General features: G+C 58.9%; 11 protein-coding genes, 2 pseudogenes and 1 riboswitch. Of the genes and pseudogenes, 9 read left to right on the top strand and 4 right to left on the bottom strand.

All coding sequences use genetic code 11. The annotated features are described in order from the left end of the window. Positions 1-77 precede the first annotated feature (77 nt). Together metE and P6U27_RS29920 are read right to left on the bottom strand one after the other, a co-directional pair. Positions 78-2,423, bottom strand: coding sequence for a 5-methyltetrahydropteroyltriglutamate--homocysteine S-methyltransferase (metE, locus tag P6U27_RS29915; protein WP_407193008.1), 2,346 nt, complete (start codon positions 2,421-2,423; stop codon positions 78-80). Between the two features lie 102 nt (positions 2,424-2,525). Then, positions 2,526-2,728: riboswitch (cobalamin riboswitch) on the bottom strand. Between the two features lie 323 nt (positions 2,729-3,051). After that, positions 3,052-3,812: pseudogene (locus tag P6U27_RS29920) on the bottom strand (IS5 family transposase). Positions 3,813-4,632: 820 nt separating this feature from the next. On the opposite strand from P6U27_RS29920, the gene P6U27_RS29925 reads away from it, so the two are divergent. Beyond that, entirely contained in the window at positions 4,633-5,355 is a 723-nt protein-coding gene (locus P6U27_RS29925) for a nodulate formation efficiency C protein (protein WP_244607773.1), read from the top strand. A gap of 568 nt (positions 5,356-5,923) precedes the next feature. Here the strand turns inward: P6U27_RS29925 and P6U27_RS29930 are convergent. Next, positions 5,924-6,106 carry a hypothetical protein gene (locus tag P6U27_RS29930; RefSeq protein WP_122405163.1) on the bottom strand — a complete coding sequence of 61 codons (183 nt, stop codon included), beginning with the start codon at positions 6,104-6,106 and terminating at the stop codon, positions 5,924-5,926. Positions 6,107-6,820: 714 nt separating this feature from the next. Between P6U27_RS29930 and P6U27_RS29935 the strand changes: the two genes are divergently transcribed. The 4 genes and pseudogenes from P6U27_RS29935 to P6U27_RS29950 all read left to right on the top strand — a co-directional run bounded on the left by P6U27_RS29935 (position 6,821) and on the right by P6U27_RS29950 (position 13,950). Next, on the top strand, positions 6,821-7,531 hold the full coding sequence (locus P6U27_RS29935; RefSeq protein ID WP_209294498.1) for a thermonuclease family protein: 711 nt from the start codon (positions 6,821-6,823) through the stop codon (positions 7,529-7,531). A gap of 10 nt (positions 7,532-7,541) precedes the next feature. Further along, positions 7,542-8,285, top strand: coding sequence for a carbonic anhydrase (locus P6U27_RS29940; protein ID WP_122406864.1), 744 nt, complete (start codon positions 7,542-7,544; stop codon positions 8,283-8,285). 1,847 nt (positions 8,286-10,132) lie between these two features. Continuing rightward, positions 10,133-11,299, top strand: coding sequence for an acyl-CoA dehydrogenase family protein (locus P6U27_RS29945; protein WP_407193009.1), 1,167 nt, complete (start codon positions 10,133-10,135; stop codon positions 11,297-11,299). Between the two features lie 2,260 nt (positions 11,300-13,559). Next, positions 13,560-13,950 (top strand): annotated as a pseudogene (locus P6U27_RS29950) (hypothetical protein). Between the two features lie 728 nt (positions 13,951-14,678). On the opposite strand, the gene P6U27_RS29955 reads toward P6U27_RS29950, so the two are convergent. Further along, complete coding sequence (locus P6U27_RS29955; protein ID WP_122406865.1) at positions 14,679-15,326, bottom strand: FkbM family methyltransferase; 648 nt, start codon at positions 15,324-15,326, stop codon at positions 14,679-14,681. Between the two features lie 880 nt (positions 15,327-16,206). Between P6U27_RS29955 and P6U27_RS29960 the strand changes: the two genes are divergently transcribed. The 4 genes from P6U27_RS29960 (at position 16,207) to P6U27_RS29975 (ending at position 20,597) form a co-directional block, all read left to right on the top strand. Next, a complete protein-coding gene (locus tag P6U27_RS29960) occupies positions 16,207-16,311 on the top strand; it encodes a hypothetical protein (RefSeq protein WP_407193010.1) in 105 nt (34 codons plus the stop codon). Positions 16,312-16,409: 98 nt separating this feature from the next. Beyond that, positions 16,410-16,724 carry a co-chaperone GroES gene (locus tag P6U27_RS29965; RefSeq protein WP_407193011.1) on the top strand — a complete coding sequence of 105 codons (315 nt, stop codon included), beginning with the start codon at positions 16,410-16,412 and terminating at the stop codon, positions 16,722-16,724. Positions 16,725-16,807: 83 nt separating this feature from the next. Further along, positions 16,808-18,448 (top strand): chaperonin GroEL, encoded by a 1,641-nt coding sequence (gene groL / locus P6U27_RS29970; RefSeq protein WP_407193012.1) that lies wholly within the window; start codon positions 16,808-16,810, stop codon positions 18,446-18,448. A gap of 604 nt (positions 18,449-19,052) precedes the next feature. Next, positions 19,053-20,597 (top strand): acyl-CoA dehydrogenase family protein, encoded by a 1,545-nt coding sequence (locus tag P6U27_RS29975; RefSeq protein WP_407193013.1) that lies wholly within the window; start codon positions 19,053-19,055, stop codon positions 20,595-20,597. The last annotated feature ends 20 nt before the right edge of the window (positions 20,598-20,617 follow it).

Genomic DNA, 20,617 nt, shown 5'->3' on the forward strand with positions numbered 1-20,617 from the left:
CCAAGGCTACCTCGATTACCGAGCGCGCAAATGACCACAAGCGGATCCGCCTCGTCGAGAAGAGACCCAAGCCTGGATCAACGGCCTGGCGGATCGAATGATGCGCGCAGTTCGCGGGCCGCAGCGACCATGTTCGCTAGCGCCGGCCGAACCTCCTCCCATTTGCGTGTCTTCAGGCCGCAGTCCGGATTGATCCAGAGCTGCGAGTCGTGCAGTCGCGTCCGAGCCAACGCCATCAGCTCCTTCATTTCGCCCATCTCGGGAACGCGTGGAGAGTGGATGTCGTACACGCCCGGCCCGATCTGATTTGGATATTCGTAGTTCCTAAACGCGTCGAGTAGTTCCATTTTCGAGCGCGACGTCTCGATCGAGATGACATCCGCGTCCATTGCAGCGATCGCACCGATAATGTCGTTGAACTCCGAGTAGCACATATGGGTATGAATTTGCGTCTGATCAGCGACTCCCGATGAGCAGATCCGGAAGCAATCCACGGCCCAGTCGAGATAAGCCGTCCACTCCGATCGGCGCAACGGCAATCCTTCGCGAAGCGCCGCTTCGTCGATCTGGATCATGGTCGCTCCAGCATTCTCGAGATCGCGGACTTCGTCGCGAATCGCGAGCGCGATCTGGCGGCAGACCTCGCTTCTGGGAATATCATCGCGAACAAAAGACCAGTTCAAGATCGTCACGGGTCCGGTCAACATCGCCTTCATCGGCTTCCTCGTGAGCGATTGCGCGTAGCACCACCAGCCTACGGTGATAGGCTTGGACCGCACTACGTCGCCAAACAGGATCGGTGGCCTGACGCAGCGCGATCCGTAGGACTGCACCCATCCGTTCCTGGTAAATGCGAAGCCGGCGAGGTGCTCGCCGAAGTACTGCACCATGTCATTGCGCTCGAACTCGCCGTGCACCAGGACGTCAAGACCGATGTCCTCCTGCCAATGTACAGCGCGCGCAGTCTCCTCCTTGAGGAACCTGTCGTATTGCTCGTCGCTCATCGCGCCTCGCGCATGCGCCGCACGGGCATTCCGGACCTCTGTGGTCTGCGGAAACGATCCGATCGTCGTGGTAGGAAAAGGCGGTAGTCCGAAACGATTGCTTTGGATCTCGGCACGACGGGCAAATGGGCTCGCGCGGCGACGCATGGTCTGATCGATCGCTTTCATCCGCACAGCGACATTGGCATCACGGATTTTGGGCGAAGTCTGGCGGACAGTCGCGGCACATTCCGACTCGGCAAGAGCTGGCGCGACATTCTGGTCGCCTGCGAGTGCCCGCGCCAGGATCGCAAGCTCTCGCATCTTCTGGACCGCAAAAGCAAGCCAGCTCTTGACGTCAGAAGCGAGCCCCGTCTCGAGGCCAACATCGACCGGAACATGAAGCAGAGAGCAGGATGGGGCGATCTGTACACGATCTTTGCCGAGCTTCGCAATCACGGGTTCGAGCCGTTGGCGCAGCGAGGACAAATTCGACCGCCATACATTCCGGCCGTCGACGACACCGAGCGACATGACGAGATCACTTCGGCCGCCAGCGATGATCTGGTCCAACAACTGTGGCGCTCGAACCAGATCGAGATGCACTCCGGCAACTGGCAGGCTCAAGGCGGTGTGCAGATTGTCGCCGAGGTCGCCGAAATAGCTGGCAACCATGATCTTGATGGCCGGCCCCTCCTTTGCGAGCCGGTCATAGGCATGCCGCAAAGATTTTCGCATCCCCTCATCCAGATCAAGAACCAGGCAGGGCTCGTCGAACTGAACCCAATTAGCCCCACGTTGGGCCAATTCCTGCAGAACCTCGATATAGACTGGTATCAGCTCATCTAATAGCGAGAGTGGCTGGAACGCAGGATCGGGACTCTTGCCGAGCTTTAGGAATGTAACCGGCCCGATCAGGACAGGGCGGGTCTGAAAGCCGAGAGCCTTGGCTTCCTCATACTCCTCGATCGGCTTGCGAGAGCATAGCCTGAAAGTCTGTCCCGTGTGAAACTCGGGAACCATGTAGTGGTAGTTGGTGTCGAACCACTTGGTCATCTCCTGCGCGGGTGCGCCAACTCCGCACGGTTGATCACCGCAAGTCGCATCCTGGTCGTCGACTTGTGAACCACGGGCCATGGCGAAGTACGTCTTGAGCGAAACGAGTTCGGATTTCGAAGCGTAGATCTCCGGGATGGCGCCAACCATGACACTTGTGTCGAGCACCTGGTCATAGAGGGAGAAATCGTTCGATGGAATGACCGTGACGCCGATAGATTTCTGACGAGCCCAGTTCGCGGCACGCAGGCCAGCTGCGTCCTCGAGCAACTGCTGTTCGCTGCTTTTTCCGGCCCAGTAGCTTTCTAGAGCGAGTTTGAGCTCGCGCCTTGGACCGATGCGTGGCGTTCCGAGCGTGGCAACCGGAAGGGAGAGAAGAGACATAGCGGTAACCCCATGTTGGGGGCAAAGGCCATGGCGGACGCAGGCAGGGGAAGTCGCACGGTGCGACGGCTGCTTGGCGCACCACCGGGACACCCCGCCCGTGGACGAATATATTGTCGGGGCAGGTCTCCTGGCTCACGGGTCATTGCTGCTGTCCGGCCTTCCCGAAGCCGCGCAGGCTTCAGTGACATCGTTGGACAGCGGCTCGCCGCTCACAGTTGCGGGGGCAGCGCCGGCATCTTCACCGGCTTCCCTCTTAGCTCCGGATCAAGTGGGACCGGAGAACCTCGACGACTTGGGATATCGGCAAGACAAGTCTTCCGTCAACCTCTCAGATTATGTCTCAAGCTGGTGCTGCGACATCCGCTACGCGAAGGGCCGCGCATCCTTATCGTTGCCTCGATGGAGAAAGGCTCTCCAGTCAGCCATATTGTAATAACCGTCACAGCTGCCCCGGGCCCGCACGCCAGATGGTGGAAGGGACAAATGCGGCTTGCGCCGGCAGGCACCGCTGCCTGGAGCAGAACGCATTTGATGCCCCGGCTTCCCGCCGGTCTTCGAGCGCGTCCGCCATCCAGCCGCCCTATCGACCAGCTCGATCCGTGCTGAATAAGCCTAGGGTTCAGACTCAATTGATCCAATAGGCGACGATGGCGGCGAGGTGCACGGCAGCCAAGAAGTTCCTGGCAAGTTTGTCGTAGCGAGTTGCGACACGCCTGAAATCCTTGAGCCGGCAGAAACAGCGCTCGATAACATTGCGCCCTTTGTAGGCGCGTTTGCTGAAGGTGTGGAGGGTCACCCTGTTGGATTTGTTTGGAATGACGGGCTTTGCGCCGCGATTGGCGATTTCGGCGCGAAAGCCGTCGCCATCGTAGCCTTTGTCCCCAATGAGGGCAGACATGGGCGGCGCGAGTTTCAAAAGGGCCGGCCCTGCGGCAATATCTGCGTCTTGTCCCGGAGTGAGATGAAATGCGCAAGGTCTGCAATCAGGGTCGCTCAGCGCGTGGATTTTCGTGGTCCGCCCACCGCGCGAGCGTCCGATCGCCTGTTCATGCTCCCCCCTTTTCCACCGCTCGCCGAGCGATGCGCCTTGATCGAGGTGGAGTCGATGGACAAGGTCACGCCATCCTTGCCGCAGCGGGCGAGCGCTTCAAAGATCGCCTGCCAATGTCCGCGCTTAGCCCAGCGATTGAAACGATTGTAGATCGTCGTGTAAGGACCATAGTCGGGCGGGCAATCGCGCCAGCGTGCGCCGCACTGAAGCATGTGAATGATACCGCTGATGATGCGTCGATCGTCATCGCGCGCCGGGCCGGTCTGGTTCGTTGGCAGATGCGGCTCGATCTGAGCCCACTGCTTGTCGTTCAGCCAGAACAGCCCTTTGCGCACCGAAGTCCCCCATCCCGAATCAACTTGGTGCGAAGGAATCAGAGATCGCTAATTAGGTACAGACCCTAAGACACCTGGCAAAGCCAGCAACATGCCTGACCAGCACGTTGATTTGCAGTACCAGCCAAACGCCAAATGCTCGGCGATGAAGATCGGCTTCGTCGTCGTTGGCCTTCTACCGCAAAGCGGCCGAACGGGAGGCTGCTCTCGAGCCGCACGTCGCGAAAGAAGCGGCAAACGCCGCTCTGGCCTCTTGGCCGCGAGCGCCCAGAGGATGGCAGAGATCGAAAGCCACATTCCGGCAACGATACGAACGAAACGGTTCTATGGCGGCAAGCGTGCTCCCAATTGTCATCAGGAACTTGGTCGAGGCGTTCAGCTGCGCCGTCGAATATTCGGTGCGTGCAAGGACGCATAAGCCGCGTTGCGTAGCGTTGAAGGTAAACATCGAGACGTGCGCAAGTCGGAAAACCGACAAAGAGGACAAAAAAGCGGTGCAAATTGCCGTCTATTACCTGGCACGAGGAATGCAAGTCTTCGGATATGCCCAGTCCTCCTGCTGGGCATATCCAGCACAGCAACTTGAAGCTGTCGCCGGGAGCGAAGTTAGCGGCGCGTGACATAGAGGGGAGCGCCCGCTCGCACGGGACACCGTCGGTCTCCTCGTTGCGTCGCCGCTAACTTCTTGCGCTCGCGAATAGCAGGTTGAAGCTTGCCCGCTTGGAATGACGTGTGGATGAAACCAAATAGGCCGGCGGTTATGAGGAAAGTGTCTGGAAGACGCGCGCTATTGTTTTGTCTCGGCCGATCGTTGATCTGTATGGCCGCGCTGGCTGCGACAAGCAACAGTGTTCGCGCCATCGAGAGCCCCCATATCGAAAGATTCAAGTCAACGTGGCGAGCGCAAGACGGTGAGACAATAGAACAACTTATCTCCAACGTTTCGAAGGTGGCACTTTTTGTCCCTCGAATGTGGGGCGTCATTGAACTTGACCAAAACGACTATGTTTTCGTTATGTGGACCAGGCACCCGGATGATACATTAGACGAACAGAACGTTATCGCCTGGAGAATCGCGCTCGACGGCACGTTTCAACTTGCGTCGACCTATGCAAAGCCGATGGAGTTGGGTTGGCACGCCCTGGCGCTCTCGTTGATCGCTACTGAAGTCAAGGAGGATGAAAGGAACGCAAATCTTCGCTTTCTGCATGATCCGAGCAACTTCAACTTCGTGACGACCACGCAAGGCCGGCTCGGCGATCTTCTGCGGCAGGGCCGCTGCACTATTGTTGAGCCTGTTGGAGTGGACTACTTGCCGAAGCAGAAGGACAAGCCGAACGAGAAAGGCGATCTGTGGCGCGTTTTGCTTTTGGTGAACTGTAATATTCCAGGACCCCTTGCTTTTACACACAACGGGGTCATCACTTTCGAGAAGAGCGAAGGTCAAGATTGGGAGCCGCAATCCTCCTTTGCCAAGCGTATCGCGGCCTTTCCTCCTGGCTCCTGGTTCGCTCGCATTGAGCCAAAGGAACGGGAAGAGTAAGAGAGGAGCAAAAGCCCTGTAAAATGGTCACAGAGCAAGATCGCGCCGCTGCTCCTTCTGCCGCCGAACGCTTCAGAACAACTGCAAGACATATCAACGCTAAAGCGTCGGTGCTTACGCATTCGCAACAGTCGCGAGCCTTTCCCGCAGCCTTCAGCTCGTCAGGAAACACTCGGCCGGCACGATGACTCGAGTCTTTCTGCGAGGAGTAGGGTCGGCCGCAGCGGCGCGTGCCAGCTGGCGATTTGCCCTCCGACCCAGTGAGAGGACACCAATCTGCGGGCGAACCAGCTCTTTCATGCTACTCTTCAAGAGACTGGACCTGGAGATGCCTCGGGCCCAAACCCGATCCGGCGTGCACGCCGGGCATCGCGCGACTGACTGGTGAGCGTGCCGCCGCAGAGGCTGCGCGGGCGGCACGATCGTGTGCCGCGACGAAACCTAACAAGAGTGAAATGGGGCATTGTTAGCGGGCCGGCACACCCCCTGGACACCGGCCTTTTTCCGAGTGCCCCGGCGAGGAGCCCCGGAGCCGTTCGCGAGGCATCGAGGGCCGGCTGAGTCGGCGCTAAATTTCCTCGCGCGCATTCGTCTGCGCGTCATAGATCCGGATTTGAACCATGGGAAAACGCTTCTTCAGTTCTGCTCCGCCTGCCCTGGCGCCGTCTCTGGTCGCGAATTCGGCTCTGAGTCGGCCATCCACTTCAAGCGCGTAAGAAGAGACCGGCAATTCCCGGGGGGCAGCAACCATTTCATTCCCATTATGTAGTGAGATCGTTGAGAATAATTTGTAGCTTGAGTCGGCCAAACTGCACCAGAGCGACCTACCCGAGTGCCGCGATGGGGCAACCATGTTGTGGATTGACGCGTCGCACCGAATGGCATGCGGGCGGCTTATCCCCGCCCGGTGCGTATACGACGAACCCACTGAGGCTGCCGTTCCCCTGACGCAAACGCACGCCCTCACCCTGGGCTTGCTGGGTAGACCCAGTTGGCACAAAGGATAGCCAGGTTGCTCCTCGACGCGTGGCTTCCACTCGACGCTCAAGATTCGCAGGCGACTTTTGTTCTTCAAGTGCGTGAGAAACAGCGTTCGAGGTTCGGCTTTCTCCCGCATACCGAGCCCGCGGCTGCGCGATGGGGATCTTCTCTCCTCAGGTCGAGAGGGTGCAGTGCGCGCCCAGAGAGAGAGAGAGAGAGAGAGAGAGAGAGAGAGAGAGAGAGAGAGAGAGAGAGAGAGAGAGAGAGACCGGCGAGGCTCGACGGATACCGCGACACGTACGCCGGAAGAAATCTCTTGAACCTCACGCAGCGTCAGGTCGTAGCTTGGAAACTACGGCCACGCCTTCATAGAGTAAACGTCGAAAGATGCCGATCGAATAACGGGCATAGTGCGTTTAAGCAGTCGAATGGCGGCGCCGGGTCGTGCGTGAACATGGATCAAGAGCGAAAGGTTATTGTCGGGATGAAACAGCGCATAATGGTGGTCGCATTGCTCGCTGTCATCGCATCTCCGGTGTGCGCGGCGAAGCTCAGGGGCCCTGCGCGCATCCTCGACGGCAATACCATCGAGATTGAGCAGACCAAGATTCGGCTCTCAGGCATCGAAGCTCCTGAGACTGATCAGATTTGCCTCGACGCCCACGGCCGGAAATGGACTTGCGGGGTAGCTGCTCGCGACGAGCTTATCAAGCATTCGAACGGACGAACGTGGGATTGTCATACCAAGGGAGTCGATGAGTACTGGCGGTCACGCGGCAGTTGCTTCATCGAAGGCGAGGACGTGAACGCCTGGATGGTACGCTCGGGCTGGGCACTCTCGTCGGGTCCTTACGTCATCTATGAGGTTGTGGCGAGCAAAACCTGTGCAGGGCTATGGTCGGGGGCGTTCGTCGCGCCCTGGGACTGGCGTCGCCGCAATAAGGGGACGATCATCATCGGCGCGAGCTCGGTTCCGGTCGACGCTCAGGAGCTCCTGCTCGGATCCGCCCTGCTATCGGACCCGCCCTCGTCTGAGTGTGTGATAAAAGGCACCGTGGGCCGCAATGGCGAGCGGATTTATCACCTGCCCGGGCAACTCAGTTACGAAAAACTCGACATGACGAAGCCCGGTGAACGCTGGCTCTGCAGCGAAGCGGAAGCCGAAGCCAACGGGTGGCGTAAAGCCGCGCGATGAGGTGAGATACATGCAAGCAGGCCATTCTCCGAATATGCCCTATCTGACCAAGTTCGCGTCTTCGCGCCGCTCGCTGTTGCTGTTCGCTGTTTCGGCGGCTTGCCTGCGGCTTGGCAACAACATTGTCGATGCTAAGGAAGCAGAAGCGCCCCCCAAGCCAGATAACCTACTCTCCCCGGATGCTGCCCTGAAGAGGCTGATGGAAGGCAACGATCGCTATGTCCAGGGCGCATCACGACGCGACGATTTCCAGCGCGAGCGCCGAGTCTTAGTGGATGGCCAAAATCCATATGCCGCGATCCTGAGCTGCGCCGATTCTCGCGTGGCGCCTGAACTTGTCTTCGGTAGCGGACTTGGTGATCTGTTTGTCTGCCGCCTCGCCGGCAACTTCGCCAACGATGACACGCTCGCCAGCATGGAATATGCGGTAGCCGTGCTGAACACGCCGCTGATCCTGGTACTTGGTCACGATCATTGCGGTGCGATAGGCGCCACGATTAAGTCGCTCCAGGACGATAAGCCGCCGCCGGGACACATTTCATCCCTCGTCGCTGCGCTTGCGCCTGCGGTAAAAGTAACCCGCCAGCAACGCGGTGACACGTTCGCTGAAGCAACCCGACAAAATGTAATCGATAATGTCAACAAACTCAAATCGACGGGGCCGATTTTGAACGCGGCAGTTGAGCAGAACAGACTGAAGGTCGTCGGGGGCCTTTATCGGCTCGACACCGGCAGGGTCGATTTGCTGAGCTGACGCTGGCCCCTTCACGCGGCCAGCTACTCGTTTGCCGCCTGATACAGGGCTTCGGTCGAGTTCCGCGCAATTCGCTCGTGCATCGCCTGCATCAAATGCACGGAGTACAATTCGCTCCACAATTGTAATAGCTTCGGGAATACCTTTGGTATGCGCGGCCTCTTAATTCTCCTCGTATTCTACGTGCTCATGTTCGCAACGCGAGGCCAGCACCAAGAAAAACTGATACCGGGGGCGACACTATTCACGCCTGCACGTTGATGGCTAGGCCAACAGAGGTGGTGCAAGCAGCAAATCGCGGTGCGCGGCATGCAGGGTCTGAGCTCTCGGCCTAACGGAACACGCGACGTTCCGGCAGTCTCTCAGCCGCGATCCGGCAAACCACCTATGCTCCTGCCATGATCACCACGCTCATCCAGGGCCGAAGATCACATAGAGCAGGATGACGAGCACCACGGCTGCCCACCCGGCGGATGTATAGAAAACTACTACTTGCGTCGGCAGCGCACGGTCCGTCCTGCACCAGCCCCTGTTGAGGACGATACTGACACACCCGGCGATGGAGCCCCCCAGGTCGTACTGCGCTTAGCAGCCTGGGGATGCGCGAGAGTTCAGTCGCTCTACGGGATTGCTGTCGGCCCAAACCGAAAACCTTGCTAGCGCTTCCTGGTAGGGGACGGCAACCTCAGGTCTGACGGGATCATGCCGGAGAAGAGGAGCGGCGACATGGACGAGTACGTCGCGCGCAACGTAGATGGGTACCGGCGTCCTGTACGGCACTGGTCTCAGCAGCAAGGACCGGACGACGATTGTGCCGCTATTGCTGTGCGAGCTGGACAAGCTAAGCTAGGATCCGAAGCATCTAAGGTCGCTGAAGATAGAGGCATCAGCGGCCGCAAAGGGTGAATCACGCGAGACTCTGCGCGAATCGCTTGGCCTTTGGTACAGGCGGATCAGTTGCTGCGAACCTCGAAAATCTCAAAGTCTCCTGGAAGATTTTTGCCTTCGCTTGCATGAACGGCGGCACTCTTGCAGCATCTAGAAAACGACTTGATCGCGAAACGGCAGCGCCTGACGCGGCCGTCACGTTTGTTGAACACCTTCCCTCTGACGTCCGCTTCCAACCAACACACCCACAGTCGTGAACAACGGTACATTGCGCTGTTGGTAATGTCGGGAGATCGGAGCGGGCTGAACCTCCACTGGCAAGCCGAGCCCAACTGGTCCGCGGTCGAGCTCCGATTCAGTGTTCTCCTCCGCCCTGTCCGGTTGGTGACGTCTTGTGCCAGGAACCAGACACGGCAGGCGCGAGCATCCTGCTGGCGTGCGCACTTTGAACGTGATCTCGCTCGATTAAAGACCCAGATGGCAAACCATGTTTGATGGCACGTCGATTGCTGGGCAGACGGAAAAGAGCCGCAGGCTTGGAGCGCCTCGCGTTCGCCAAGTCGGGAATTCGCAACGTGGCTCGAGCCGGGCGGGCTCCATTGGTGACAAATCGTCCGTTGGAGACGACATGACAAAACGAGCGGTGCCGTCAACCGTCGGAGACATAGTGCAGCAGAGGCGGATCGATCTCGCCGCCGCATATCGGCTGCTTTGCCGCTTGAGCCTCAAAGACAGCATTGACAGCCATACTCTGTCAGCCTTTCCGGCCCTCAAGACGTTTTCTTGCAGCCAATACGTTGGGGCGCTAACCGCCTGCAATCGCGTCACAGTACAATATCAACTGCGGCAGTTTCGACGATCCCTTCCGACTAGTTATCAATCCGGCCGGCTTCGCCATGCGCGCGCGATCCAAATCAATGAGGCGCGGCGTGGTCGGCTCAAGACACCGAGGACAGCTTATGAACGCTCCACCAGAGAAGATCACTGCAGAAACCGACACTACGCCTGCGACCTGGGATAATCTGTCGCCGCTACTGGTCGATATCCGCGCGCGTCGAAACGAGTTCGCCCCCGCGCAGAAGATTCCCGATGAGATTATCGAGGGTTTCAAGCGCGTTGGCGTCTATCGGGCCTTGGCCGCCAGGCGGTTCGGCGGCGACGAGCGAACGCCGGCCGATTTTTGTCGCCTGATCGAGCGCATTTCCGAAGCCGACGGCTCCGCCGGTTGGGTCGCCAGCTTCGGCGATGGGGCTCGCTACCTCGCTGCCCTTCCGGACGAAACGCTTCGCAAGGTATACGCGAATGGACCTGACGTGGTGTTGGCAGGTGCGCTTTTCCCGCTCCAGCTCGCCAGGCGAAGCACCGACGGGTTTGTCGTGAGCGGCGTGTGGCCATTCGCCAGCGGCTCACCGGGCGCGGATCTGATAGGCGTTGGCATCACTGTGGAAGACGATGAGACCGGTGGCCTTCCGCGGGTAGCCGTAATGCCGGCTGAAAAGGTGACAATCCGCCCCAATTGGGACGTCATTGGCCTGCAAGGCACCGGCAGCCACGACGTCGTTGTCAACGAGGTCATTGTGCCGGAGGAATGGACCTTGATCCGCGGCGGGCCGCCGACACTCGACGGTCCGCTCTATCGTTATCCGTCCGTGGCTTTCGCTGCACAGGTGCATGCGATTGTCGGCATCGGTATTGCGCGCTCCGCGCTAGACGAGGTAATCGCCATGGCCGGAAGCCGCGCCTCAATCACTGGAGCGCCTGTGATGGCAGAGCGCGGCTATGTCCAACTGGAAATGGCCAAAACCGAAGCCTTGCTGCGTTCGGCCCGTTCCTTCTTCTATGAGGCCACCGAGGAGCTGTGGAAGGAAGCGCTGAAAGGTGCGGTAAACCCGAGCACGGCGGCGCTGATGCGACTCGCCGCGACGAACGCTGCGCGGCAGAGCGCTGAGGTCTGTAGGATTGCGAGCGGTCTTGCCGGAAGTGCGTCGCTCAATACCACCAGCAATCTGGCGCGCGCCATGTGCGACAGCTTTGTGGTCGCCCAGCACGCAGCTTTAAACGAGGGAACGCTTCAAAGCGCCGGCCGACTCCTGCTCGGAAGTGAAGCACAGCCGGGATTTCCATGAAGTGGTTGTCCACGCTCCGCACGCCCCTCAGCAACGGATTGCCGGACCTGCGATATGATGTTCTCTTCAGCTACAGGACCTAGTGGCGTGCCGGCCTTGTTTAAACGACAGGAGAAATGAGCATCTGCTTTCGGTTTAACAGATTTGTGATGACTGTCGTCATGTGCTCTCCGGTACAACTCACGATCATCACGGGATTTTGCCTTTTCTGTGCTTTCACAAGCGCTTCTGGCCGCGACACAGAGCGTCGCAATGCCCAGAAATCACTTCGATGAACCTGAGCGCGCGGGGCTCGCGGCCGTTGCAAAACGCAGCAGCCGTGCAGCATTTACGCGGTAAATAGGATCCAGCCAAACACATAGCATAGCGTCTCCTTTGTGCGCATTGGCAGTCTCGAATACTCGAGGTTGGTAGGCACCCGCTCAGCAGATTCGCACTGTTCTCGCTCTCGGTGAGGTGTGCGCGGAGGTGGAGGCTTATGCCAGCGGCCGTAAGGCGCATTCCCTGCTATTTTAGATCGCACTGTCGTATTCGCGACAAGACAGGTGGGTTTCGGCCAGCGCATCCTTCCCATCAACACCGATAGTCGCATCGCCTCGACATTGTATCAAAGTACTTACGCGCGGACACTCGTTTGAGGTCTGTCACTTGATGGGCGGAAAGCCACGACATGCCCTTCGGGGCGTCAAGAACCAGGAGCTGCTCTTTGCGGAAAGCGGTGGACCTCAAGACGCCCTCGCCGCCCCACGCAGCAAGGCTGTTGTTGTGGTCCGAGCATCCGGAAGTCTCGTCTGTGTCCTTCGTCGCAACAGCTTTCCGCCGCGTTCATAGCCCCCTATTGATGGCGCCGATCGATCTTCCGCCTCGGGTCGCATGTACAGTTTCTGGTAATCGCTCACCGCTTCTGCCGCAACGCTATCCTGTGCGGGCGCCAAACCTTCGCCGAGTGCTTCGCTGTAGGCGAATTGCCTTCATCGGCGCGAGACTGGACTCAATCCTGATCTTCTGGACAAGACGACGCCCTTTCAAAAATAGAATGCGACGCGCATGTCGATCGCTGGCAGATCCCCTGCAGCTGCCTGTGAGAGGGTCGGCGGGTTGAATTTTGAGCTGATCAGCTCAAAGACGTTGACTCGCACGTGGCGTCAGATTGTAGCATTTCGAAATAGCTGACGGGGATGCCCGGCAACTCAGACCGGCCGCTGTCTGCTACCGTCGGTGAGGCGATGATACCAATGCAGTCGATGGTGTGTACAGCAGATGGCGGAGCAGGTGCCCCAATCGCCGTCTGCGGGCCCGCACGAACATCTCGGGGTGCTCGCATACGAACAACAACATACTCCGTCCCAGCCTCGGGGAATGCTGGCTTGCTGCACTCTGCGGCCGGAACGTTGACGCCGTTCGAACGGCTGCGAATTGTGTCTGTTCGACTCCGCTCAGTTAATCTGCATGACTTTGACGATCCTCAGGACAACGGAGAATACGACCTTAAAGGTTTGTGCGAGGCAGTCGCGAGCTGCATTTCATCAATGTCGTCTCATCCAAAAAAACGACGCCAGATTTCTTCGATCATTGATCAATTCGCAATTGGGCATTTGCGGTGAACGTCTTTCCGCAAATAACCGCCGGCAGTTCTCCCTCTGTCGGTGGCTGACTTTGGCCCGGCCATCGAGAAGAGGCCGGGCTTTTTTTTCGAGCAATGACTGGCAGCTTCAAGTGTTCTGGCCCGCCGTGTCTCATGATTTGCGAAGGAGGCGGGAGCCAGAGGCAAACGGAAGCGATCGATTGACAGTCACTCGCTGAAATCGATCGATCCCGTCCTAGCGCCCGACCTGCCCTGGCTGCTCGCCTCATGGGCTATGGCGCATCGATCCCTATCACCGGGCCACCCGTCGCCGCAACTCTGCTCGGAGCACCTGATGCACGGCATGAGTCATAGAGAGACCGTACGCGCCATCCTAACGCTCTCTATCTGCTCGACGACTTTGTGGATCCGTGCTCGTGATGATGTCTGTCCAGGATCGAGAACGCGTGCCCAGACGCAGCGCACATCCTGGCCGAGATCGAGCGCTCGGTCGGCCGCGTCATCAGTCCCGGCAAGCTCTCGCGCTCGGGCTCTCCCTTGCTGCTACGCTGTGGGGCTTTGGATCCTGCAGGTGGATGACAGCCGGGCATATGCATGCTTTCTCATCAGGAAGGACGTGATCAGCTAACAGAAACATTCTGCGCGAGATGCGCAGAACTCTGCACCGACATTTGAATGGCCTCCGCGCACGCGACCGACTATTGTCGATCCATATCTCGCCTAGTGTGCCTAACTGCTACTGTGATCCTGTCGCCGCTGCCGGTCGTCACGAACGCTGCGCCAATTCAAAAGCGGCCCAAGGTCTGGCAAGGTTACGGCTTCCTGCCCGGCTATCGCCAGCCGCTGAGTAACAGCATTCAGCTCTACAAGCACAAACACGCAATACCACGGCTCTCGCGCGCCGACCAGCGCCACTGATATATTGACCCCGTTCCTCAGTACTACACTGGGGTGGCGAGTGGCACTATTTCGGCCCCCCGGCTTCCGCGGCGGACGCTACAATGGCGGCAGTTTCGGGCCATGTTGGAGGCGGACGCCGATCGGACCGATCTGGAATTGCGGGTGATCGGGCGGCGCGCCTAGGAGACACCTCGGGCATTGCGCCGGGATTACGTTGAGGCGTTTACTGACGTCCTCGCCTATCTTCGTCATCGCGCCGCAGCTGCACTGGCGAAGTGAGCGCGCAGATCGGTGATCAGCTCGACCTGAGCCACATCAGCAGGCAAGTAACTCGGGTTGCGATGACGATCTTGATCCGATCCGGCACGACATCGGCCGCTGATGATGCGGCCGCCTTCTCCAGCGTCGCGCCGGGACGGCTTGTGGCACAATCGGCTGCTGCGGTTATGCTGGACGCGTCACGGCCATCTTCATTTAGAATGAACAGATGCTTCAGCTCGCTTTCTCGTTGAGACACGAACGTCTACAACTGGTGCAATTGCTTTGCAATTTGCTCGAAGCAGTGCACCTACTTCCTAGAAGTCCAGACCATGCAGCAGCCGCTCAGACAATTCAGCGCTTTGAGCACCGGCTGGCGGTGTTGATTCAAGGGTCTGAAACGGCACGGCTTGCTGACCGCGACGTCGTCGGTCGTGCCGGCTCGCTGACGTCAGAGACTCACCACCCGAACGCCGACGTGATGCGCGGGTCAGCAATGGCGGTCGGAAACCGGGGTGCCCGTTCGGCTGCTCATATCCCCTCACCTAATCATCACCAGTTTTGCAGTTTTGGATGACACAGACCGCGCAGGTCATGTCTTGCAGCGATGAATGAGGCGCTCGATCCGCGCAGCCACTAGAAGCGCGTATTTTTGAGCAATACATCACCCTCCACTGTGCGTGGATAGTGGGCCGCCACTTCGAATGATGGCAACAGGTCAAGAATGGCTTGCAGGGACAACTGCCCTTCGTAGAGCTCGCGGTCGCTATATTCCGTGTAGACGAAGCGCGTGTTACTTAAGGTCTGCCTGCCGCCGGCAATAACATCGGCTTCGGCTCCCTGAACATCCATCCAGATGAAATCGACCGTGTTCAGCTCCGCTTCGCTGCACCAGTCATCCAGCCGCCGCGTTTCAACCGAGACGGGGCGATCGAACCGAACCCACTCATACTCGGTAAGATGATTCTTCGGACGGCGTATTGAGCCGGAGAGGTCCCATTCCTTCGCATCACCATCTGCATTGCTTGGATGAAAGTCGATCATCCCGTTTCGATCACTGATGGCAATTTCAAACAGCTTCACCTTATTGAGAGATGAGCCCAGCTTCTTCTTGAAGCGCGCGATCGCTCTGGGGTCCGGCTCAAAGCAGTAGAGCTGAGCATGCGGGCAGAGATTGAGAAATTGTTGCGTATCGGTCCCGTCATTGCAGCCGATATCTAGGATGACCGGATTCGGCTTCTGAAGAAGTGAGACGATGTGCTGGTGTACTTCTACAGGAGACACAGGTGCTTTTTCCATTTGGCCCGGAGATCGCGTGAGTTTTCGAACTTCGAAGCCGAAATCACACGCCAGACGCACTGGCACAACGTATATCAACGTATATCGTTCATATGCCGCTGAGTCCCCTTGATCCATGGCGGCTATTTGGATGCCGTCAATATCAAAAGGGACACCGCTCGGACAGACAGGTGCAGCGACTGCCCCGCAATACAAATTCCAACCCAGCGTCGGCAGAGGCGCCTCTGTCAGCCAAATCGTTCGCCGGCGGCTCTTTTTTTCGGGACGGGCGAACGATCGGCTTCACTCGAATCTCGTCTTACAGCTATTCTCAGCGGAGCGTCCCCGGGCAGAGTGATCTCTCGTCCGCAGCAATAGCCAATCAGCTCGATCACAGCTGGGCGAACTGTGTTCTGCCGACCAACGGTCGCCATCTAAGATTCGCTGACGCAATTTGCGGTTTTCGAGATAGTTGGCATATTTTTGTGACTACGTCAGACCGATTGAGCACTGCTCATCGAGGGGCTTTGTGCACCGCACGGTTCGCCGGCGTCAGCCGCTAGATGCTGGCGTCAGACGACGCAATCATATGCTGCACCCTGCCGTCGTAGTTGAAATCGCAGCGCTTAGATCGATGCAACGGCCCCCGTACAATGTCGAGGACGCTGGGCTCAATCCGGGTGCTTCGACGAGGCGCAATGTCATTTTTAGCGCAGCTTGGCGGGCTGCGTACCTGAGGACGTTTGCTTCCGGACAAAGACACGCGAGACCCAGCTACGATTCAGCAGAACTGAGCGTCTCTCGGTGAGCTCGTTTTGGCCTGACTCTTGCTATGATTAGGCTTGTCACAATGTGACTATCTCAAACTTGAGCTCAGGAGTTCTGCATGAAATTCCGTCCGCTTCACGACCGCGTCGGCAAGCGCATCGACGCCAACGAGAAGACCGCTTGCGGCGTTATCATTCCCGACACAGCCAAGCAAAAGCTGTAGGCATGGATCGTTCAGCTCATTTTTGGCTTGACCCTTGCTACAAATTGGCTTGTCACAATGTGACTATCTCTAATTCGTCAAACGCTCAGGAGCCTTGCATGAATTTCCGTCCGCTTCACGACCGCGTCGTAGTCAAGCGCATCGACGCCGATGAGAAAACCGCTGGTGGCATTATCATTCCCGACACAGCCAGGGAAAAGCCCTCCCAGGGCGAAGTCGTCGCTCTCGGCCCCGGCGGCCGCGACGAAGCCGGCAAGCTGATCCCGATCGACGTCGAGGTCGGCGACCGCGTGCTGTTCGGCAAATGGTCGGGCACCGAAGTCAAGATCGACGGCCATGAGCTGTTGATCATGAAGGAGAGCGACATCATGGGGGTTCTCACCGACGTGTTTTCCAAGAAGAAAGCCGCCTAATCCAGCGCTCGCACAGCTCCCCCTGACGAGCGCCCGCTTGGGCGCGCCGAAGGATGAGAGAATAAGAACTGAGGGAATTGTTTATGACAGCCAAGGAAGTCAAGTTCGGAGTAGACGCACGGGACCGCATGCTGCGCGGCGTCGACATCCTCGCCAATGCCGTGCAGGTCACGCTCGGTCCCAAGGGTCGGAACGTCGTGCTCGACAAGTCGTTCGGCGCGCCTCGCATCACCAAGGACGGCGTTGCCGTCGCCAAGGACATCGAACTCGAAGACAAGTTCGAGAACATGGGCGCCCAGATGGTGCGCGAAGTAGCTTCGAAGGCGGCGGATGCTGCCGGCGACGGCACCACCACCGCGACGGTCCTGGCCGCCGCGATTGTCCGCGAAGGCGCTAAGTCCGTTGCCGCCGGCATGAACCCGATGGACCTCAAGCGCGGTATCGACCTCGCGGTCGAGGCCGTCGTGGCCGACCTCGAGAAGAACTCGAAGAAAGTCACCTCGAACGACGAGATCGCCCAGGTCGGCACTATCTCGGCCAACGGCGATGCCGAGATCGGCAAGTTCCTCGCCGACGCCATGAAGAAGGTCGGCAACGAGGGTGTCATCACCGTCGAGGAAGCCAAGTCGCTCGAGACCGAGCTCGACGTCGTCGAGGGCATGCAGTTCGACCGCGGCTACATCTCGCCCTACTTCGTCACCAACGCCGACAAGATGCGCGTCGAGATGGACGACGCCTACATCCTCATCAACGAGAAGAAGCTCTCCTCGCTGAACGAGCTGCTGCCGCTGCTCGAGGCCGTGGTGCAGAGTGGCAAGCCGCTCGTCATCGTCGCCGAGGACGTCGAAGGAGAAGCGCTCGCGACCCTGGTCGTAAACCGCCTGCGCGGCGGCCTGAAGGTTGCGGCCGTCAAGGCTCCGGGCTTCGGCGATCGCCGCAAGGCCATGCTGCAGGACATCGCGATCCTGACCGGCGGCCAGGCGATCTCGGAGGATCTGGGCATCAAGCTCGAGAACGTCACGCTCAACATGCTCGGTCGCGCCAAGAAGGTGATGATCGACAAGGAGAACACCACGATCGTCAACGGCGCCGGCAAGAAGGCCGACATCGAGGCGCGCGTGGCCCAGATCAAGGCGCAGATCGAGGAGACCACCTCGGACTACGACCGTGAGAAGCTCCAGGAGCGTCTCGCCAAGCTCGCTGGCGGCGTCGCGGTGATCCGCGTCGGCGGCGCGACCGAGGTCGAGGTGAAGGAGCGCAAGGATCGCGTTGATGACGCGATGCATGCGACCCGCGCGGCGGTCGAGGAAGGCATCGTCCCGGGCGGCGGCGTCGCCCTGCTCCGTGCCTCCGAGCAGCTCAAGGGCCTGCGCACCAAGAACGACGACCAGAAGACCGGCGTCGAGATCGTGCGCAAGGCGCTGTCCTGGCCGGCTCGCCAGATCGCGATCAACGCCGGTGAAGACGGTTCGATCGTGGTCGGCAAAGTCCTGGACAACGAGCAGTACTCTTATGGCTTCGATGCGCAGACAGGTGAGTATACCAACCTTGTCTCCAAGGGCATCATTGACCCGACCAAGGTGGTGCGGATCGCGGTTCAGAACGCCTCCTCGGTGGCGGCGCTGCTGATCACCACGGAAGCCATGGTTGCCGAGCTGCCGAAGAAGGCCGCGGCTGGTCCGGCATTGCCTCCAGGCGCCGGCATGGGCGGTATGGACTTCTGATCCACTCTGCCAACGTGTCAATGATGACATGCAAAACCCTGGCAGGAATGCCAGGGCTTTGTTTTGCGCGAGCTTGCAACGTAGCCCTTGCAAGCCGCGCCAAAGGTCCAGCCCTCGGCCTATCCGCATGAACGGCGGTAGGGCCTAGACGACCAAGGTAAGACGGTCCAGCACTGCGATGGAAGTGGGCCTGTCGCGTTTGTCTGTCACGAAGCTGCCTCTACCAAGCGCTTGAACGCTTCGTCTGCCGTCTCCGGCGGCGACCGAAAGGCTCCGACGCACCGATCGGTGGGAGCCAGCCCAGCGATCGGACAAGGTTTCAGTTCAAATTCGAGAGCGTTTCTTCCGTGCCCAACATCACCGGTCGAACTCCCCCCGGGTGCCCGTCGCGAGAGATCAAGATCGGCCGTCAACACAATGCGAGCGATCCGCTTGCAGATGTGAGCGCAAGAACATTCGCCCGCGCAGCGGCCGCAATAAATCCAAGTCCCGGAGAACGTGCTCATACTGATCTGGCATCCACACTATACCAATGTGTAGCCGAGCTAGCCACGGGGATGAATTGGCACGAAGCGCGACCGGGTTCATTGTGGGCCTTATGGCCATGTATACTCAGGTTTACGCCCAATTCACGGAGGCGCAGGAACGCACAGCCGAAGGCCGTGCAGCTGCACTATACTCCAGTTTGATCGCTGACCTCAGTCAGCTGAATTTCGCAGACGCGGATGACCGTCGAGCATTCCCTCCGACCCTACATAGCATATTGGCAAGGCATGGACTGTTCGGGCTCACGACGCCAGGAGAGCACGGCGGATTAGCTCTTCCCTTGCAGGAGGCTATCAACCTGATCTCCGCTACTGCATCGTTTGATGTCTCCGCTGCCTCTACCCTCGTCATCCATAACTTCCTCGCCTTGCCCTGCATCCAAGCGGCACCGCACATTCCCGAACAAAAGCAAATCATTTGGGGTGCAACACGCGGCGATCTCTGCGCTTTTGCTTTGACCGAGCCTGGAGCCGGTTCGGCCCCGAGGCATATAGAGGCTTCGGCTCTCATGCGCGAAGATAAAGTTCGTATCTCTGGTCGCAAGATCTGGATCGGTCTCGCTGACTGGGCTCGCTGGATCGTTTGCTTTGCGCGCGCGTCTGGAGCCGATGCGAAAGGTCGGCTCGTTGGTGTACTCGTTGACAGGCAAGCTCCAGGCCTCAAGGTCACGCACGAGCATCGCACACTCGGTCTACGTGGCATCATTCAGAATACCCTGGAGTTCCAAGATGTCGAGGTGCCGCGTTCTTACGTGCTCTCTCGCGATCAAGACGGCTGGGGCGCAGCGGCATCTAGTATGAACCGAGGCCGTGTCGGTGTGGCTGCTATGGGTCTTGGAGCCCTTGAGCGCGCTATCCAGGTCGCAGCCTCTTATGCAAGCCATCGTCGGCTCGGTAAATTGCGTATGATCGAGAACAGCTACATCGAGCAGTTATTTGGGCAGATGGTGCTGCGGCGGGAAGTCGTCAAGGCGATGCTGGCCGCATCCTGCCGACTTGTGTCGGCGCAGGGCGCGCCAAACGTCCACCTTGCGTCGGCAACGAAGGTTTTATCCTCGGAGTGGTGCGGCCTTGTCGCTGATCAATGCGTCCAGCTGTTAGGTGGCCGTGGTTACGATGAGGGAGCGCCTTTAGCCAAAATCTATCGAGACGCTCGCATCCTTCGCATCTTCGAAGGTCCGACTGAGGCGCTCCTATCACATCTCGGCCGGTGCCTACTCTCTAAAGCCACCCGTGACGAAATAGCCGATCTCTTTCGGTCTGTTGGAGCGGCATCAGTTCATGCTGCAGCAATTGAGGAGCTCTCTGGGCTCAATGAGACAGACGGTGCCGTGCTGATCTATGCGGGTTGGCTCACCACATTGGGACTGGCACAAGCTGTCATGTCTGCTGGTTGCTTCTCTGCCACAGATTGCGCCCCAGCAGCGGCTGACCTGGTCAGTTCCGAGCTAGCAACTCTCCGTGCTCGCGCGCCGGCACGGCAATCTGTCGAAGTCCGGACTCGGGCTAGTCGGACTCTGACCACCTTCCTTGAAGACGCGGCTTGTTCTATTCGCTCACCTGTCCTCACAGACGATTATCTTAGACTGGTGCAGTACGTCTGAGATCTACCGGATGCCGGACG

This window comes from Bradyrhizobium sp. STM 3566 (genome assembly GCF_045571445.1).
In the GTDB taxonomy this organism is placed as follows: domain Bacteria; phylum Pseudomonadota; class Alphaproteobacteria; order Rhizobiales; family Xanthobacteraceae; genus Bradyrhizobium; species Bradyrhizobium vignae.